Source organism: Verrucosispora sp. WMMD703 (assembly GCF_049178935.1).
In the GTDB taxonomy this organism is placed as follows: domain Bacteria; phylum Actinomycetota; class Actinomycetes; order Mycobacteriales; family Micromonosporaceae; genus Micromonospora; species Micromonospora sediminimaris.
This window is the reverse complement of sequence record NZ_JBMHMM010000004.1, coordinates 5,258,435-5,274,163: the sequence shown is the minus strand read 5'-3', so window position 1 is coordinate 5,274,163 and position 15,729 is coordinate 5,258,435. Positions and strand designations below refer to the sequence as shown.

Annotated in this window: 21 protein-coding genes, 2 tRNA genes and 1 pseudogene; 16 read left to right on the top strand and 8 right to left on the bottom strand. The window is 69.3% G+C overall.

Features of this window, described 5'->3' with window-relative positions; genetic code table 11:
• Positions 1 to 168 precede the first annotated feature (168 nt).
• Positions 169 to 1,176 carry a sugar phosphate isomerase/epimerase family protein gene (locus ACN26Z_RS24480; protein WP_093401383.1) on the top strand — a complete coding sequence of 336 codons (1,008 nt, stop codon included), beginning with the start codon at positions 169 to 171 and terminating at the stop codon, positions 1,174 to 1,176.
• 53 nt (positions 1,177 to 1,229) lie between these two features.
• Here the strand turns inward: ACN26Z_RS24480 and ACN26Z_RS24475 are convergent, their stop codons facing one another.
• Positions 1,230 to 2,408 (bottom strand): ROK family transcriptional regulator, encoded by a 1,179-nt coding sequence (locus tag ACN26Z_RS24475; protein WP_421463541.1) that lies wholly within the window; start codon positions 2,406 to 2,408, stop codon positions 1,230 to 1,232.
• A 170-nt stretch (positions 2,409 to 2,578) separates the two neighbouring features.
• Positions 2,579 to 2,962: a hypothetical protein gene (locus ACN26Z_RS24470; RefSeq protein WP_282237213.1), complete on the bottom strand. Its 384-nt coding sequence runs from the start codon at positions 2,960 to 2,962 to the stop codon at positions 2,579 to 2,581.
• A gap of 276 nt (positions 2,963 to 3,238) precedes the next feature.
• Here ACN26Z_RS24470 and ACN26Z_RS24465 point away from each other — a divergent pair.
• The 8 genes from ACN26Z_RS24465 to ACN26Z_RS24430 all read left to right on the top strand — a co-directional run bounded on the left by ACN26Z_RS24465 (position 3,239) and on the right by ACN26Z_RS24430 (position 8,959).
• A tRNA-Asn gene (locus ACN26Z_RS24465) sits at positions 3,239 to 3,311 on the top strand.
• A 290-nt stretch (positions 3,312 to 3,601) separates the two neighbouring features.
• Positions 3,602 to 4,837: an FAD-dependent oxidoreductase gene (locus ACN26Z_RS24460; RefSeq protein ID WP_421463540.1), complete on the top strand. Its 1,236-nt coding sequence runs from the start codon at positions 3,602 to 3,604 to the stop codon at positions 4,835 to 4,837.
• A 46-nt stretch (positions 4,838 to 4,883) separates the two neighbouring features.
• Complete coding sequence (locus tag ACN26Z_RS24455) at positions 4,884 to 5,834, top strand: hypothetical protein (RefSeq protein WP_421463539.1); 951 nt, start codon at positions 4,884 to 4,886, stop codon at positions 5,832 to 5,834.
• Positions 5,831 to 7,528, top strand: a complete 1,698-nt coding sequence (locus ACN26Z_RS24450; RefSeq protein ID WP_421463538.1) for a M16 family metallopeptidase — start codon at positions 5,831 to 5,833, stop codon at positions 7,526 to 7,528. The genes ACN26Z_RS24455 and ACN26Z_RS24450 overlap by 4 nt, the downstream gene beginning before the upstream one ends.
• A gap of 150 nt (positions 7,529 to 7,678) precedes the next feature.
• Positions 7,679 to 7,752, top strand: a tRNA-Ile gene (locus ACN26Z_RS24445).
• 113 nt (positions 7,753 to 7,865) lie between these two features.
• Positions 7,866 to 8,150: a type II toxin-antitoxin system Phd/YefM family antitoxin gene (locus ACN26Z_RS24440; protein ID WP_091614758.1), complete on the top strand. Its 285-nt coding sequence runs from the start codon at positions 7,866 to 7,868 to the stop codon at positions 8,148 to 8,150.
• A complete protein-coding gene (locus tag ACN26Z_RS24435) occupies positions 8,147 to 8,434 on the top strand; it encodes a type II toxin-antitoxin system RelE family toxin (RefSeq protein ID WP_282237217.1) in 288 nt (95 codons plus the stop codon). The genes ACN26Z_RS24440 and ACN26Z_RS24435 overlap by 4 nt, the downstream gene beginning before the upstream one ends.
• Positions 8,435 to 8,494: 60 nt before the next feature.
• Positions 8,495 to 8,959 carry a tetratricopeptide repeat protein gene (locus ACN26Z_RS24430; protein WP_282237218.1) on the top strand — a complete coding sequence of 155 codons (465 nt, stop codon included), beginning with the start codon at positions 8,495 to 8,497 and terminating at the stop codon, positions 8,957 to 8,959.
• On the opposite strand, the gene ACN26Z_RS24425 is transcribed toward ACN26Z_RS24430, so the two are convergent.
• Both ACN26Z_RS24425 and ACN26Z_RS24420 read right to left on the bottom strand, forming a co-directional pair.
• Complete coding sequence (locus ACN26Z_RS24425) at positions 8,930 to 9,340, bottom strand: type II toxin-antitoxin system VapC family toxin (RefSeq protein ID WP_282237219.1); 411 nt, start codon at positions 9,338 to 9,340, stop codon at positions 8,930 to 8,932. The genes ACN26Z_RS24430 and ACN26Z_RS24425 overlap by 30 nt on opposite strands.
• A complete protein-coding gene (locus ACN26Z_RS24420) occupies positions 9,337 to 9,615 on the bottom strand; it encodes a type II toxin-antitoxin system Phd/YefM family antitoxin (protein WP_204005847.1) in 279 nt (92 codons plus the stop codon). The genes ACN26Z_RS24425 and ACN26Z_RS24420 overlap by 4 nt, the downstream gene beginning before the upstream one ends.
• A 448-nt stretch (positions 9,616 to 10,063) precedes the next feature.
• On the opposite strand from ACN26Z_RS24420, the gene ACN26Z_RS24415 reads away from it, so the two are divergent.
• Positions 10,064 to 10,318, top strand: coding sequence for a FitA-like ribbon-helix-helix domain-containing protein (locus ACN26Z_RS24415; RefSeq protein ID WP_013730933.1), 255 nt, complete (start codon positions 10,064 to 10,066; stop codon positions 10,316 to 10,318).
• Positions 10,300 to 10,716 (top strand): type II toxin-antitoxin system VapC family toxin, encoded by a 417-nt coding sequence (locus ACN26Z_RS24410; RefSeq protein WP_421463537.1) that lies wholly within the window; start codon positions 10,300 to 10,302, stop codon positions 10,714 to 10,716. Before ACN26Z_RS24415 ends, ACN26Z_RS24410 begins: the two co-directional genes overlap by 19 nt.
• 280 nt (positions 10,717 to 10,996) lie before the next feature.
• Here the strand turns inward: ACN26Z_RS24410 and ACN26Z_RS24405 are convergent, their stop codons facing one another.
• Together ACN26Z_RS24405 and ACN26Z_RS24400 are read right to left on the bottom strand one after the other, a co-directional pair.
• Positions 10,997 to 11,371, bottom strand: coding sequence for a type II toxin-antitoxin system VapC family toxin (locus ACN26Z_RS24405; protein ID WP_421463536.1), 375 nt, complete (start codon positions 11,369 to 11,371; stop codon positions 10,997 to 10,999).
• Positions 11,368 to 11,622 (bottom strand): type II toxin-antitoxin system Phd/YefM family antitoxin, encoded by a 255-nt coding sequence (locus tag ACN26Z_RS24400; RefSeq protein WP_102659982.1) that lies wholly within the window; start codon positions 11,620 to 11,622, stop codon positions 11,368 to 11,370. Before ACN26Z_RS24400 ends, ACN26Z_RS24405 begins: the two co-directional genes overlap by 4 nt.
• A 56-nt stretch (positions 11,623 to 11,678) precedes the next feature.
• On the opposite strand from ACN26Z_RS24400, the pseudogene ACN26Z_RS24395 reads away from it, so the two are divergent.
• Positions 11,679 to 11,770, top strand: a pseudogene (locus ACN26Z_RS24395) (VapC toxin family PIN domain ribonuclease); the annotation flags it as partial.
• A 26-nt stretch (positions 11,771 to 11,796) separates the two neighbouring features.
• Here ACN26Z_RS24395 and ACN26Z_RS24390 read toward each other — a convergent pair.
• Positions 11,797 to 12,144 (bottom strand): hypothetical protein, encoded by a 348-nt coding sequence (locus tag ACN26Z_RS24390; protein WP_282237222.1) that lies wholly within the window; start codon positions 12,142 to 12,144, stop codon positions 11,797 to 11,799.
• Positions 12,145 to 12,310: 166 nt separating this feature from the next.
• The gene (locus ACN26Z_RS24385; RefSeq protein ID WP_421463535.1) at positions 12,311 to 13,075 is read right to left on the bottom strand and encodes a hypothetical protein; all 765 of its coding nucleotides are present in this window, start codon (positions 13,073 to 13,075) and stop codon (positions 12,311 to 12,313) included.
• A 305-nt stretch (positions 13,076 to 13,380) separates the two neighbouring features.
• On the opposite strand from ACN26Z_RS24385, the gene ACN26Z_RS24380 reads away from it, so the two are divergent.
• The 4 genes from ACN26Z_RS24380 to ACN26Z_RS24365 are packed head-to-tail and all read left to right on the top strand — an operon-like array spanning position 13,381 to position 15,681.
• The gene (locus ACN26Z_RS24380; RefSeq protein ID WP_093401365.1) at positions 13,381 to 13,728 is read left to right on the top strand and encodes a PadR family transcriptional regulator; all 348 of its coding nucleotides are present in this window, start codon (positions 13,381 to 13,383) and stop codon (positions 13,726 to 13,728) included.
• A 2-nt stretch (positions 13,729 to 13,730) separates the two neighbouring features.
• Positions 13,731 to 14,111, top strand: coding sequence for a DUF1048 domain-containing protein (locus ACN26Z_RS24375; protein ID WP_421463534.1), 381 nt, complete (start codon positions 13,731 to 13,733; stop codon positions 14,109 to 14,111).
• Positions 14,108 to 14,920, top strand: a complete 813-nt coding sequence (locus ACN26Z_RS24370) for an ABC transporter ATP-binding protein (RefSeq protein WP_421463533.1) — start codon at positions 14,108 to 14,110, stop codon at positions 14,918 to 14,920. The genes ACN26Z_RS24375 and ACN26Z_RS24370 overlap by 4 nt, the downstream gene beginning before the upstream one ends.
• The gene (locus ACN26Z_RS24365) at positions 14,917 to 15,681 is read left to right on the top strand and encodes an ABC transporter permease (RefSeq protein WP_282237226.1); all 765 of its coding nucleotides are present in this window, start codon (positions 14,917 to 14,919) and stop codon (positions 15,679 to 15,681) included. The genes ACN26Z_RS24370 and ACN26Z_RS24365 overlap by 4 nt, the downstream gene beginning before the upstream one ends.
• Positions 15,682 to 15,729 lie beyond the last annotated feature (48 nt).

The following is a 15,729-nucleotide window of genomic DNA, read 5'->3' as shown; positions in this document are numbered from 1 at the left end:
TGGGAGACGGCGACCGCGAGGTGGCCGGTGAGTCGACGGGAGGCGCAACCCGTCGGCCCCAGACGCGACAAGCGTCCACCGGTGCACCGTCGGGGCCGCCGCATCCGGCCATCCTCGCCCCGGTCCCGCAGGTAACGGAATCCCCAACACGACAGGGGAAAAGGACACATGGCGCGACCGATCACGCTGTTCACCGGCCAGTGGGCCGACCTTCCGTTCGACGAGGTGTGCCGGCTCGCCGCCGAGTGGGGCTACGACGGCCTGGAGATCGCCTGCTGGGGCGACCACTTCGAGGTCGACAAGGCCCTGGCCGACGACTCGTACGTCGAACGCAAGCGGGAGACGCTCGCCAAGCACAACCTTCAGGTCTTCACGATCTCCAACCACCTGGTCGGCCAGGCGGTCTGCGACCACCCGATCGACGAGCGGCACCAGGGCATCCTGCCCGCCCGGATCTGGGGCGACGGCGAGCCCGAAGGAGTACGCCAGCGGGCCGCCGAGGAGATCAAGGACACCGCTCGCGCGGCGGCGAAGCTCGGCGTGAACACCGTCGTCGGCTTCACCGGCTCGTCGATCTGGCACACCCTGGCGATGTTCCCGCCGGTGCCGCCGGAGATGATCGAGCGCGGCTACCAGGACTTCGCCGACCGGTGGAATCCGATCCTCGACGTCTTCGACGAGGTCGGGGTGCGTTTCGCCCACGAGGTGCACCCCAGCGAGATCGCGTACGACTACTGGACGACGAAGCGGACCTTGGAGGCGATCGGTAACCGGCCCGCGTTCGGGCTGAACTGGGACCCGTCGCACTTCGTCTGGCAGGAACTCGACCCGGTGAACTTCATCTTCGACTTCGCCGACCGGATCTACCACGTCGACTGCAAGGACGCGAAGGTGCGTACCGGCGACGGCCGTCGCGGTCGGCTGGCCTCGCACCTGCCCTGGGCGGATCTGCGCCGCGGCTGGGACTTCGTCTCCACCGGCCACGGCGACGTGCCCTGGGAGGACTGCTTCCGGGCGCTGAACGCCATCGGCTACTCCGGGCCGATCTCCGTCGAATGGGAGGACGCCGGGATGGACCGGCTGGTCGGCGCCCCGGAGGCGCTCCAGTTCGTCCGCCGGCTCGCCTTCGACGCACCGTCCGCCGCCTTCGACGCGGCGTTCAGCAGCAAGGACTGAACCGTACGGACGCCCGGGAGCCGGCCCGCGCCGGCTTCCGGGGGTCGGCGTGGTCAGCCGGCGCTGAAGACGTGCTCGCTGGCCAGGTGGGCCGCGCCCACCACGGCGGCCCGGCCGGCCAGATCCGACAGGACGATCGGCATGGCGCCGGTGGCCAGTGGCGCCGAGCGTCGGTAGACCACGCCACGGATCTCGGAGAGCAGGAGGTGACCGAGCCCGTCGGGCGCCCCACCGATCACGACGATGCCGGGGTTGAAGAAGCTGACCAGGCCGACCAGCACCCGACCGAGCCGGCGGGCGGCATCACGGACCAGCAACTGGGTGGCCGCATCCCCGGCGGTGGCGGCCGCGGCCACGTCCTCGACGGTGAGCCCGCCCGCCTCGGCCAGCCGCGCGGCCAGCGCCGGGGAGCGACCCGTCCGGGCGACCGCCAACGCCGCCCGGACCAACCCCACGTCCCCGCAGTACGCCTCAAGACAACCGGCCTCCCCACAGGCGCAGGGCGGGCCCTCCTCGCCGAGCGGTAGATGCGCGATGTCGCCGGCGCTGCTGGTCGCACCCCGGTAGAGCGACCCGCCGAGCACCAGCCCGCAGCCGATCGCCGTACCGAGCTTCAGGTAGAGAAAATCCTCGACGGTACGGCCGATGCCGGCGTGCCGCTCGCCCAGGGCGAGCACGTTCGCATCGTTGTCGACCAACACCGGGCAGCCCAGTTCTGCGGCGAACGCGTCGCGGACCGGGAAGCGCTGCCATCGGGGCAGGACGGCCGGTGCAGTGGAGGTGCCGCCGTCGACCGGCCCGGGAAGGGCGACACCGACCCCGGTGAGCTCGGTGACACCCAGCTCGGCGCGGAGTTTGTCGACCAGCTCGACGGCCCGGCCGGTCACCGGCTCCGGTCCGTCGCGCACGTCCGCCACCTCGTCGGTCTCGGCCAGCACGTTCAACTCGCCGTCAGTGATCGCAACGGTGACCCGGTCGGTGGCGACCACCACGCTGGCGAAGCGCACGCCGCCGGAAAGGCGGAGCAACGACGACCGGCGCCCGCCCCGGGAGGCCGCCGGCCCGGCGGTCTCGACCAGCCCTCGGGCGGTGAGCCGGTCCAGTTCGGTGGTGAGGGCCGTCCGGGACAGACCCAGCAGGTCACCCAACTCCACCCGGGAGCGGGGACCCTCGTCCCGCAGTAGCCGGACCAACCGTGCCTGCTGCGGATTCTCCGGCCGGACCAGGGCCATCTCGACCACCTCCGTGCGGAGTGTTCCACGGCGGTGTTTCAGGCCAGTGGCCGGCCGGGAGCGGACCCGTCAACGCCTGTCGCCGCAGCGGCCCGGCGTGACCCGCCGCCGGCCGGGCACACGGACGGGCCCGGCCACCAACATCGGTGGCCGGGCCCGTCCGGGGGTGCTCAGAGGGTGCTGCCGTTGGCTCCAGAGCCGGACGGCTTGCTGCGGGGGGTGGCGGACGTCGAGCTGGAACCCGACGAGCCGGAACCCGACTTGGTGCCGGCCGTGGCCGGCGTACCGGCGAACGCGTCGTCGGCGGGGGTGATCCCCGCCTTGCCGTTGGCGTTCAGCTTCTCGCCCAGCTTGGAGTTGCCGAGCTTGTCCCTGCCCTCGTGGTAGAGACGGTTCGCCTGGGCCTGCGCGACCCCGGCCGCCTCCTGGACGGTCGGGTGGTCGAGCACCTTGCGGCCCCGGACCACCAACTCCTCGTACTTCTCCCGGCCGGCACGGGCGCCCAGGACGAACCCTGCAGCCAGCCCGCCAAGGAACATGATCTTTCCGCGCATGGCGGCTCCTTTCGTACCTGACGCGCCGCCGTCCCGCTCCCGGATACCCGGGTGGCGGGACTGACCGATTCGCGCCTGCGTCCTGTCGTCGGCAGCTAACTACCCATCCTGCTCTCCGCTCATACCTCCTTGTGCCAGGATGACGATTTGTCCGGTAAACCGCCCCCGGGCCGCTCGGTGGTGGCCGATGAACCCCCTGGACCAACACCCCCCGCCGTCCTGTACTCTTGTGCCCGGCGCGCGGTGCGGAGCGATCCGCTCCGGGCGTTGTTGCGGTCCCCCGTAGCTCAATTGGCAGAGCAGCCGGCTGTTAACCGGCAGGTTTTTGGTTCGAGTCCAAACGGGGGAGCTTCCCTCCCCACCACGACGCCCACCGGCCAGATCCGGTGGGCGTCACTCGTGTCCCCACCAGATCCGGCCGACCGGCGCGACGCCGGGCTTCAGCGGGCGGCACCCGGCCGACGCGTCTACGCTGGTGCGCGTCGATCCTGCGACGACAGCCGGTGGGTGGGATGTCCGGAAACTGGAAGATCGGCTCGGTCGAGCCGCGACCATCCGAGGCCGCTGCGCGCCCCACCCTGGCGGCACGGCCCGCCCGCCGCCAGCCCGCACCGGCACGACCAGCGCAGGGCGTACCCCATGTCCGCTGACACCGACGTTGTGATCGTGGGCGGCGGCCTCGCCGGTCTCGCCGCGGCCCGCCGCCTGCATCGCGCCGGGGTGTCCTGGCGGTTGGTGGAGGCCGCCGACCGGCTCGGTGGCCGGGTCGCCACCGACACCGTCGACGGCTTCCTGCTCGATCGTGGATTCCAGGTCCTCAACACGGCGTACCCCCGGCTCGGCGCGCTGCTCGACGTGGACCGTCTCGACCTCGGCTTCTTCGTTTCCGGGGTGCTGGTACGCAAGGGCGACCGGCTGCTGCGACTGGTCAGTCCGCTACGCGATCCCGCCGGTGGGCCGGGCACCGCCCTGGCCCCCGTCGGGTCGCTGCCCGACCGGCTGCGCTTCGCCGCCCTCGCCGCGAGCTACGCCACGTTGCCCGCGGAACGTCTGCTCGCCAGACCCGAAACCACCGCCGAGACGGCGCTGCGTCGCGCGAACCTCTCCCACGCCATCATCGAGGATCTGCTGCGCCCGTTCCTGTCCGGCGTGCTGCTCGACCGGGAACTGGCAACCTCCAGCCACGTCCTGGCCATGGTGCTGCGCTCGTTCGCCCGAGGCCGGGTCGGCCTGCCCGCCGACGGCATGGTGGCGTTGCCCCGGGCCGTCGCCGCCGCGCTGCCGGCCGGGCTGCTGGACCTGAACACCACCGTCGCCGCGGTGGCGCCGGGCCGGGTCAGCACCAGCGCCGGTGAGCTGCGCTGCCGGGCCGTCGTCGTCGCCGTCGACCCGCTCACCGCCACCCGGCTGCTGGACCTGCCGCCGGTGCGCATGCACAGCTACACCACCTACTACCACGCCACCGCCGAGCCACCGGTGGGCGAGCCGATCCTGCTCGTCGACGGCGACCGCCGTGAGATGGTCGCCAACACGGTAGTGGTCAGCCGGGCCGCGCCCAGCTACGCGCCACCCGACCGGCACCTGATCGCCACCTCCGTGGTCGGCCCGTCGGTACCGTCCGAGTCGGCCGTGCGGCTGGAACTGACCCGGCTGTACGGGCGGCCCACCGCCGACTGGGAGCACCTGACCACGGTCACCATCCCCGCGGCGCTGCCCGCCGCGCCGCCGCCACAGGGCCGGCTACGAAAGCCCGTGGCGCTGGGAAACGGGCTGTTCGTCGCCGGTGACCACCGCGACAGCCCGTCGATCCAAGGGGCACTCGCCAGCGGATGGCGCACCGCCGGAGCCACCCTGCGGCACCTGCGTCAGCACTGAAATTCGGGGTCACCAGGCCCGATGATGATCACCTATGATCCTCGCCATGCCCCGACCCCTCGCGCCGCCGGTGTTCGACGCCGCGGCGGCGTACCCCCAGGTGGCCGCCGCCCGTGACGCGCTGGCCGCGGGCGACTGGCCGGCGATGCGCACCCTCGTCGACGCCCAGGACGCACACGGCAGGACGGTCCTCGTCGGCGAGGTCGGCGACACGGCGGACGCCGAGACGTTCCTCCGGAAGGCGCTCGCCGAACAGCCGGACGACCCGGTGGCCGCTGCCATGCTGGGGGCGCACCTGATCCGCGCCGGGTGGCGGATCCGGACCGCCCAACGGGCGCAGGACGTCAGCCGCGAACAGTTCGCCCAGTTCTTCGAACATCTGCGCCGGGCCGAGCAGGTCCTCATCGAGGCCACCGCCCGCCACCCGGAGGACGCGGCAGCCTGGACCCAGCGGGTCACCAGCGCCCGCGGCCTGCAACTCGGCCAGGCCGAGGCCCGCCGCCGCTACGACCGCCTCGCCGCCAGGCACCCGCACCACCTGCCGGCCCAGAGCTCCCTGTTGCAGCAGTTCTGCCCGAAGTGGAGCGGCACCTGGGAGAAGGCGCACGACTTCACCCGGGAGTGCACCGCCGCCGCACCGGCCGGCGCGCCCAACGCGGTCCTCATCGTCGAGGTGCACCTGGAGCAGGCCTTCGACCACGGCACCCTGTCCGCTGCGCGGGCATTCCTGCGCGGCCAACAGGTGCGCGCCGCGATCCACGATGCGGCCCAGCGCTCCATCTGGCACCGCGAGTTTCGGCACGGCTGGGGTTGGGTCCGGGTACGCAGCACCTTCGCCCTCGCCTTCTGCCTGATGGAGGAGTGGACGTCGGCGGCGCAGCAGTTCGCCGCCCTCGGTGACCTCGGCGACGAGTCGATGTTCGGCTACTTCGGCGACGCGGTCGCGCAGTTCCAGCGGTTCCGCGACAAGGCGTACGCGAAGGGCGGCCAGCCGTGATCCAACACCTGGAAACCGACGGGGTGCCGACCCTGCTCGCCCCGACCGGCGGGCCGATGCGCGCCGGGCTGACCTTCCGGGTCGGCACCGCCGACGAGACGCTGGCCCGCCACGGCATCACGCACCTGCTCGAACACCTCGTTCTCGCCCCGCTGGGCACCGCCGACTACCACTTCAACGGCGCCACCGGACCGACCTTCACCACCTTCCACATGCAGGGCTCAGCACCGGACATCGCCACCTTCCTCACCTCCGTCTGCGCCAACCTGACCGAGCTGCCGACCGGGCGGTTGGAGGTGGAGAAGGACATCCTGCGCACCGAGTGGAGCAGCCGGGGAAGCGCGGCCATCGACGACATCCCGCTGTGGCGCCACGGTGCCCGCGACCACGGGCTCAGCAGCTACCCGGAATGGGGACTGGGCAGGCTCACCGCCGAGGAACTGCGCCAGTGGGCCGCACGCTGGTTCACCCGGGAGAACGCGGTGCTCTGGATCGCCGGCGACCGGGTTCCCGAAGGGCTGCGGCTGGACCTGCCCGCCGGCAGCCGGCAGCCGGTACCGGCCGCCTCGTCGGCGCTGCCGACCACCCCGGCGTACTTCGTGCACGGCTCGCGGGCGGTGGTGCTCGACGCGGTCGTGCGGCGCCGCACCTCGGCGAACGTCTTCGCCGAGGTGCTGGAGCGCGAACTGTTCCGGGCGCTGCGCCAGGACGCCGGACTCTCCTACACCATCGGCAGCGGCTACGAACCGCGTGGCGACGGCCAGGCCCACCTGCGGGCCCTGGCCGACTCGCTGGCCGAGAAGCAGGACGCCGTGCTCGGTGGATTCATCGACGTGCTGGCCAAGCTGCGGGTGGGCCGGATCGAGCAGAGCGACCTCGACGCCGTGGTGGCCAAGCGGATCGACATGTACGCCACCGCCGAGGCCGACGCCACCCGGCTGCCCGCGTACGCCTTCAACCTGCTCACCGGCGAGCCAAACCGCACCATCGACGAGCAGCTCGCGCAGTTGAAGGTGGTCACCCTCGCAGACCTGCACGAGGTCGCCCAGGAGGCGTACGCCTCGGCGCTGCTGATGGTGCCGAACGGGACCAGCGCCGACTGGGCCGGCTTCACCGCCGCGCCCACCTCGTCGGAGTCGACCGTCGCGGGCACCACCTACCGCGCCCGCGACGACGACAGTCGACTGCTCATCGGCACCGAGGGGGTCAGCCACCTCAGTGCCGGCGGCACCCTCACCGTCACCTACGCCGACTGCGCCGCGATGCTCGCCTGGCCCGACGGCGCCCGGCAGCTCATCGGGCACGACGCGATCGTGCTGCACATCGAGCCGACCCTGTTCGACACGCGTCCGGCGGCGATGCAGGTAATCGACAGCGGAGTACCGATCGACCGGCAGATCACCATGCCGCCCCGCGATCCGGAGAGCATCCCGCAACCGCGTACCCTCCGCGAGGCCCGCGAGCGCCTGACCCGGCCGAAGCGGGCCGGGTGGGAGGTCCTGCTGATGGTGCTCAGTGGCCTGGCCACGCTGGTGGTGGGCGGGTTCACCCTGCTGCTCACCATCGGCATGCTGATCAGTCCTACCGCCGAGGAGGACGTCGCCGTACTGTGGGGTGCGGTCGTGATCGGCTGGCTGCTCACTGTTATCCTCGCGTTGCCCATCGTGCTGCTGACGCGGGGGCGACGCCGGTGAGGAGAGGCCGCGGCCGCCGAATCCCTCCCGACCTGCACCGCACGGCGCTCACATCGAGCGTCCGACCGTGCGGTCCGGCGGACCGCAGGGAGGTCGGGAAGGTTAGTTGGCCGGTGATCGACTGGGCGGGATAAGATCCGGCCCGGTGCCGGGGCGGTAGCTCAGCCGGTTAGAGCAGGGGACTCATAATCCCTCGGTCGCGGGTTCGAGTCCCGCCCGCCCCACGCAACTTTCTGACCTGCCGTTTTGTGGCGCCGTGTGTTCACCATGCGAACCATCGGCATGGTGTCTGGAGGAACGGTGGACGCCGCAGCAGATTTTGGTCATACTTATGACCATGACGACGCTGCCGTTGGGGGAAGTGAAGACTCGGCTCTCTGAACTGGTGGGGCGGGTGCACGACCACCATGAACGGGTGACCGTGACCGTGCATGGTCGGCCGTCGGCCGTGCTGGTGTCGGTGGAGGACTTGGAGCGTCTGGAGGAAACCGTCGCGGTTCTCGGGGATGCGGGCACCCTGCGGCGGCTGGCCGACTCCGACGCCGAACTGGCCCGAGGTGAAGAGGTGTCCGCCGACCAGCTTGCGGAGACCATTCGCGCCCGTCGCGCCTCGGCCGCGTGAGCCCTCGGCTGCCGGAAGATCCGCACACGCTGCGCACCACACCGACCGTCCGTCGAGCGCTCGCCGAACGGTTGCCGGAGGCCGTCGCTGTCGCCGCGTACGAGTTCATGACCGGGCCGTTGGTGCGAGAGCCGTACCGGGTCGGAAAGCGTTTGTTGCCGCCGTTGTCGGATCGGTTCAGCGCCCGGCGAGGTACCTACCGGATTATCTACCGCATCGACGACGACAACCGCACCGTGACTGTTGTGGACATTGATCATCGAAGGGATGTGTACCGCTCCTGACGCCCCTGGCTCTCCGCGCCCGATGGCGTCGAGGCATTCAGTACGGTAGGTGCCGTGTCGATGAGTGTGGCAGACGAGGCTGCGGCCCTTGAGGCTGAGGTGGAGCAGTATCCGGACGAGCGAGGTGAGATCCTGCTCGAGGCTGCCGACGCATGGCGCCGGTCGGGGCGGTTCGACCGAGCAGCCGACCTGCTGACCAGGCTGATCACTGACGCCGGTGGGGACGGCTGCTCCGCGATGGCGCAGCTCGCTGAGGTGCGATTCGAGCAGGGCGACGTCGATGAGGCGTACGTCTTGCTGGATGCCCTGGCTCACGACGCAGCGGTGGATGACGGTCACTGCACCTTGGTCGCCGAGCTGCTCGCCGAGCGAGGCGACCTGCATGGTGCGTTGCGCTGGTACGAAGGGGTCGCAGAAGCGCAGGCCGCAGCCGGTGTCGCCGGCCGCGCTGCCGTACGGCGGCCGGACCCCGCACCAGGGTGGTGGATTCGTGGGTCAGTTCTGGCCGGGGCTTGCTACGGGTAGTCCTGCTTCCTTGGCGCATTCGAGCAGCCGCCGATCGTAGGTGACGAAGGCGGTGAGTGCCGCGCCGGACTCGTTGGTCAGCACTTGGGCGGTGGCCAGGTGGATGGCGTCGAGGCTGCGGAGCGTCGGCTCGGCGAACGCAGCTGCGGTCGCACGGATCGTGCTGTCGATCTCCAGTCGGAACAGCCGTCCGACGGCAGCCGGTACTCCGATCAAAGCTTGCGGAGCTGATCGGCGCAGCGCTCTGGGTACTTCCACCTCGACGAGAGCGGAGGAAACCAGCGGCACGTCGTCGTGCTTGTTGAGCCAGGAGACAAGGTCGGCGCTGCACATCTCCTGCCGAACCAGCTTGACGACGGCAGCTGAATCGAGATAGATCACCAGCGCTCCTCGTCACGCATCGCAGCGAGTGAGGCGGCCGCGTCCACACTCTCGTCACCGAGCTTCGGCGGAAGTGGAACAGAGCCGCCGCCGGTGGGGGCGACGGCTCGCCCTGCCGCTACCAACTTGGCCAACACCGACCTGTCGTCGCCTACCGGAACAAGTCGGGCAATCGGGTGTCCGCGATCGGTAATCTCGACGGTCTCGCCGCCACTCACCCGAGCCAGCACCTGGCTCGTGTTCTGGTTCAGTTCCCGGACACCGATGCGTTCCATGGACACAAGTGTAGAACTAAATGTTCTACGGTTCTACCTCCTGGCGTCATCCGGGCTGCCTGTTCGCCGTCCAGAGAGGTTTACGGGTCTAGACCACGGCGACTGGCTGGCGGTTCGGTGGGTGGTGTCGGAATCATCGCGCACGACCCGAGGTCCGTGGGCCGGGCAAGTTCAGGGTTAGCGGATCGCCTGCGATCGTGGCGACACGGTTCGCATGGTGGCACCTCCGGCCCACCAGTTGTTTTCCCTGGTCAGCCAGGCTACCGATGACCCGGACGCCCCGCGTCAAGATCTGGACCGATCGCCGTCAGTCCGCAATGAGTCCGCAGCAGCACAATCCGCCGCTCGCGTCACCGTCCTCGAAGGCGTGGTGTCGGAGTGAGCAGGGCACGTGCATCGGGTTCGAGTCTTTCCTGGCCAACACGAGAGCTGCATGCATAATGAATGCATGGTTGCTCTCCAGATTCGGGACGTTCCGGAGGAAGTGCGAGACGCCCTGGCGGCCCAGGCCAAGGCGCGTGGGCAGTCACTGCAGGCGTACCTGCTGGAGTTGGTGGAGACGCAGGCTCGACGGCTGCGCAACACGGCGGCCCTTGATCGCTTCGCAGGTCGATCCGACGGTGCTCGCTCTCTGCCGGGGGAGAGCGCCGCCGAGTTGGACGACCAGCGGGAGCAGCGCGGACCGTGGGGAAGCGCCGCGTGATCGTGGTGGATGCGTCGGTTCTGGCCGACGCTCTGGTCGATGATGGGCCGGTCGGGGATGCGGCGCGGGCGGAATTGACCGGAGATTTGCACTGGGCCGCGCCGAGCCACCTTCTGGTCGAGGTCATGTCCGTGATCAGAGGCAAGGTCCTCGGGGGGAAGCTCGGCCTTGCTCGGGCGCAGGAGGCGATCGACACCCTGCCTTCGTTGGTCATCGACGAGGTTGGTGCCGCGACACTGCTTGATCGGATGTGGCAGTTGCGGGGCAATGTCACGGCGAATGACGCGGCGTATATCGCGGCGGCGGAGCTGCTGGCCTGTCCACTCGTGACCGGTGATGGTCGGCTCGCCACAGCCGGCGGCGTCCGCTGTGAGATCCGACTGCTCGTGGCCTCCTGACGTTGGCCGCCCGATGATCATCGGCCTGACGCCCTTGGAGCGGCCAACCTGAGTGGAAGCGGCTCACCGACGATCGTCGCACTGTGGTCGCATGGTGGTACCTCCGGCCTACCTTGCTGATCTTTGATGCGAGCCAGTCCCCGCAGCGCGTCGTGACGCTCTGCTTGGCTGCTCGACGCGGACTGTGGCTGGCCATGGATCCCCCGCGGAGGGACGGCCGGTGGGCGAGTTGGGCCTGGGCCTCTTCCGGGCACTGTCAGGCGTGGGCCGAACTGTCCGATCACACCTTGAGGACGTCCACGTCGTACAGCGCCATCGACGCGTCGCGTGAGGCGAGGGTCAGCCCTTCGGTGATTGCCTGTGCCACCAGCATGCGGTCGAAGGGATCGCGGTGATGCGATGGCAGGCGGCCTGCGGCGATGGCGTGGGCGTGGGTCACCGGGAGTTCCCGGAAGCCCATGTCTCTTACCCGCTCTGCAAGGTCAGTGGGGCCGGCGAGTTTCCCGATGCTCTGTTTGATGGTGATCTCCCACAGGGTGACCGGGGAGAGGAAGATGTCCGGCTCGTGGCGTAGTCGGTCGAGCAACTCGGTGCCGAGGGTCGGGTCGCCGGTGATGGCCCAGAGCGCGACGTGAGTGTCCAGCAGCAGATTCATGCGCCGATGCCGAAGTCGTCGGCGATCTCGGCGTTGGTCTGTGGTGAGTCCCAGTCACCGGAGAGGTCCAGTTGGCCGGCGAGAGAGCCGACTGCGGTGCGGTTAGCCCGCCGGACCAGCGGTACGACCTTCGCCACCGGGGTGCCCGCCCGGTCGATAATGATCTCTTCGCCGCGTTCCACCCGCTCGATGATGCGCGACAGGTGGGTCTTGGCATCATGCATGTTGTAGTGCACGGCCTCGGCCGACATGGCGCAACCTCCTCGCTTAGCTAAGGGATTAGTTTAGCCTGCTCGGTCGCATGCGTCAGTTGATGGCGTGCCCACTCGTGACCGGTGATGGTCGGCTCGCCAAGGCCAGTGGTGTCGCTGCGAGATCCGACTACTCGCTGCGTCCTGACGGTGGCCGGGCGAGTGCGCTGACGTCTACTGGATTGGATCACCGTCTGTGGCGGGGTTCAGTTCGGCGCCGAGGCCATCCAAGCGAGGTAGCGGGCGGCGTGGTTCACGGTCGCCAGCCAGGTTGTCCGGTATCTGCTCAACGACGACCGCCATCGAGCCAAAGCGGCGCATCGTCGTCCCGGCTGGCGGTTGTTGGTCTGTGATGAGCCAGACGCCCGTCGAGGTCAGTTGACTCAGGGGCGGCCCGTCGGGATCACCGCTGGTCATCTTCACATGGTGATCCGTAGTGACCTGCCAGGCGGCCTCAACGGTCAGGCCGACAAGGTCAGGCACCGTCGTTTCCCGCTCGCTCGCCGGGCCGATCCAGACCACGCCAGCCTCCATGAGAGTCCACATCGCACAAGTCGTCGCGCGAGGAGTCCCGTTCCCCGTCCGGCCAACGTTAGTGGACGCCTCAGCAGCGGTCCTCCGCCACAAGGTCGGCGTTACTCCGCCAGCGACTGGCCACCTCGACGGCGATGGACAGCGCTTTTCGTGGTCAGCGACGCGACAAACGCGCTGCCCGACGCTTCTCAAGAGCCCGGCGACGGCGATCGCGCTCGTCGGCCGAGAGGTCGGTGATCGGCCGCTCCGACCGCCCGGTCGATTCGCCGTGGAACCGGGCGCGCCAGTGCTTGCGCAGCAGCACAGCGGACCAGCCGACCAGGCCGACGGCTGCGGCGGCGAGCAGTACGCGTACGGACGTCGGCAGGTCCTCCATGGTGGCGAGGACGGCTGCCAACCAGCCGAACCCCGCGGGAATCGCGGCGGTCATCGCTCGCAGGCTGACGGCCCAGCCCGCCACGTAGAACCGCATGAGGGTGTCCGTCCAACGGGACCGGTGGACGGGCAGCAGCGACAGGGACACCTGCGTCAACGTGACACCCATGGTGCTCCCACGCGCCCCTCGCGTCGTGAAGGACAGCGCGTCGTCGGCGTAGGAGGGGCGTAGCGACCGGACCAGAAAGGTGAACGACAGCAGCATCGGGGGCAGCGCCGCGCACGGCAGCATCCACAGCACGCCGGCGCCCCAGAGCAGCGCGAGCAGCGGGAGCGAGATCACGATCGCGATCGCCTCTGCCGGGTTGTGCAGCGACTCGGCGACGCCCCCGGTGATGAGCTCGACCTCGCCGAGGGCGCCGGTGACATCGGCCCAGACCAGAAAGGCCAGCATCCCCGGTCCGAGCGCGAGGATCACCGTCGAGAGCGCCGCCCACACGAGCCCGATCAACAGGTAGCCGAGAGGCCGGAGCGCGAGCGCCACCGGACCACGATGCCGGACTGGCGGGGCCGTCTCGGACCGTACCCGCGCACTGCTCACCCCGTCGCCCATCGCTGAGTTCCCCTCGCTCGTCCGGCCCGCAGCTCGTTCAGCGTCAGCTGCACGTCAGGTGCTCGCCTCGTTCGACCGCGCCAAACGGTAACGCCGCCTCCGACGGCGTCCGGCAGCGACGTCCTCAGGATGGAGCCCGCGTCGAAATCGCTTGGTATTCAGTGTTGCTATCTACCGGTACCTAGCGCTACTGTCTACCAGTAGTCAGCGTCGCTTGGTAGCGAGGGGATGAGGACATGGGCAACCAGATGACCGAGATGCTGAAGGGCACCCTCGAAGGCATCGTCCTGGCGATCCTGGCCCGCAGGTCCGCGTACGGCTACGAGATCACCGCGTGGCTGCGCGACCGCGGGTTCTCGGACATCGCGGAGGGCACCATCTACGCACTGCTCGTCCGCGTGGAGCAACGGGGGTTCGTGGACGTGGAGAAGGTGCCCTCCGAGAAGGGGCCCCCGCGGAAGGTGTATTCGCTGAACGCGAAGGGGCGGGACCAACTCGCCGAGTTCTGGAGGACGTGGAGCGTCCTCACGGATCGCATCGAGCAACTCCGTCACAACGGCAACCAACACGACCAGGGAGCATGAGCATGGCCGCGAAGTGGATCGAGACGCTCGTCGGATCGCTGGAGCAGAAGAAGCAGTACAAGCACCACATGGCCCGGATCGAGGCCCTGCCGGAGCCCTACCGCGGCTCGGCCAAGGCGCTGCACAGGTACTTCATGTACCACGGTGGCATCCTCGACGGCGACACGATCACCACGATGCTCGGCGACTTCGTCGACCTCTGGGAGCGTGCGGTCGCCGACGGAACGCCGGTCCGTGCCGTCGTCGGCGACGACCCGGTCGAGTTCGCCGAGACGTTCCTACAGGCGTACGCCGGCCGGCAGTGGATCGACAAGGAGCGCGAGCGTCTCCGGAAGGCGATCGACGCCGCCGACGACAACAACCGGCAGGAGGACAGGCCGTGACCAACCAGACGCGTGAACCCGCGATCAGCGTGCGGGCCGTCACCAAGTCCTACCAGGACCTGCACGTGCTGCGGGGTGTCGACTTCGACGTGGCGGCCGGGAGCATCTTCGCGCTGCTCGGCTCGAACGGCGCCGGAAAGACCACGCTGGTGCGGATTCTGTCGACGTTGCTGAAGGCGGACAGCGGCAGCGCGAGCGTCCACGGCTTCGACGTCGCCGCTGCTCCGGGCGAAGTACGCGGGTCGATCAGCCTGACCGGCCAGTTCGCCGCAGTCGACGAAACGCTCACCGGTCGGGAGAATCTGATCCTGATCGCGAAGCTCCGTCACCTGAAGAATCCCGGTGCGATCGCCGACGACCTGCTCGCCCGCTTCTCGCTCACTGAAGCCGGAAACCGCCGGGCGGCGACGTACTCGGGCGGCATGCGACGGCGGCTGGACATCGCGATGAGCCTGGTCGGCAACCCGCCGGTCGTGTTCCTCGACGAGCCGACCACCGGCCTCGACCCGCAGGCCCGCATCGAGGTCTGGCAGACGGTGAAGCAACTCGCCAAGGATGGCACCACCATCCTGCTGACCACGCAGTACCTCGACGAGGCCGAGCAACTCGCCGACCGAATCGCGATCCTGCACAAAGGCACCATCATCCAGCACGGCACCCTCGCCGAGCTGCGGCAGCTTCTCCCGTCCGCCAAGGTCGAGTACGTCGAGAAGCAGCCGACCCTTGAAGACGTCTTCCTTGCCCTCGTCGGCGGCAGCAGTGACACCACCGACGAGGCGGCCATTCCTGCGGGAGAGGAATCCCGATGACCGCCCACGTCCTCAGCGACACCGGAACCCTCACCGGTCGCTCCCTGCGCCACATCCTCCGCAGCCCGGACACCATCATCACCACAGCGATCACCCCGATCGCACTGCTGCTGCTCTTCGTGTACGTGCTGGGCGGGGCCATCAACACCGGCACCGGTGAGTCATACATCAACTACATGCTGCCGGGCATCCTGCTCATCACCATCGCCTCCGGCATCGCCTACACCGCGTACCGTCTGTTCCTGGACATGCAGGGTGGCATCTTCGAGCGCTTCCAGTCGATGCCGATCTCGCGTCCCTCCGTGCTCTGGGCACATGTCCTGACCTCGCTCATCGCCAACCTGGCCTCGCTCGTGATCGTCATCGGCGTCGCGCTGATCATGGGATTCCGCACCAGTGCGTCCGTGGTCGACTGGCTCGCCGCCGCCGGCATCCTGGTCCTGTTCACCCTCGCCCTCAGCTGGGTCGCCGTGATGCCGGGCCTGACCGCCAAGACCATCGACGGCGCGAGCGGCTTCAGCTACCCGCTGATCTTCCTGCCCTTCATCAGCTCGGCGTTCGTCCCCACCGACTCGATGCCCGGCCCGGTCGCCTGGTTCGCCGAGAACCAGCCGGTGACGTCCATCGTGAACACCCTCCGTAACCTCTTCGGGCAGCAACCCGTCGGCAACGACATCTGGATCGCCCTCGCCTGGTGTGTCGGCCTGCTCGTGGTGGCCTACGTCGCCGCGACCGCGATCTACCGCAAGAAGATCAGCTAGCCGATCGTACGAAACGGCGCCGCGTCCACCCGGACGCGGCGCTGTCCC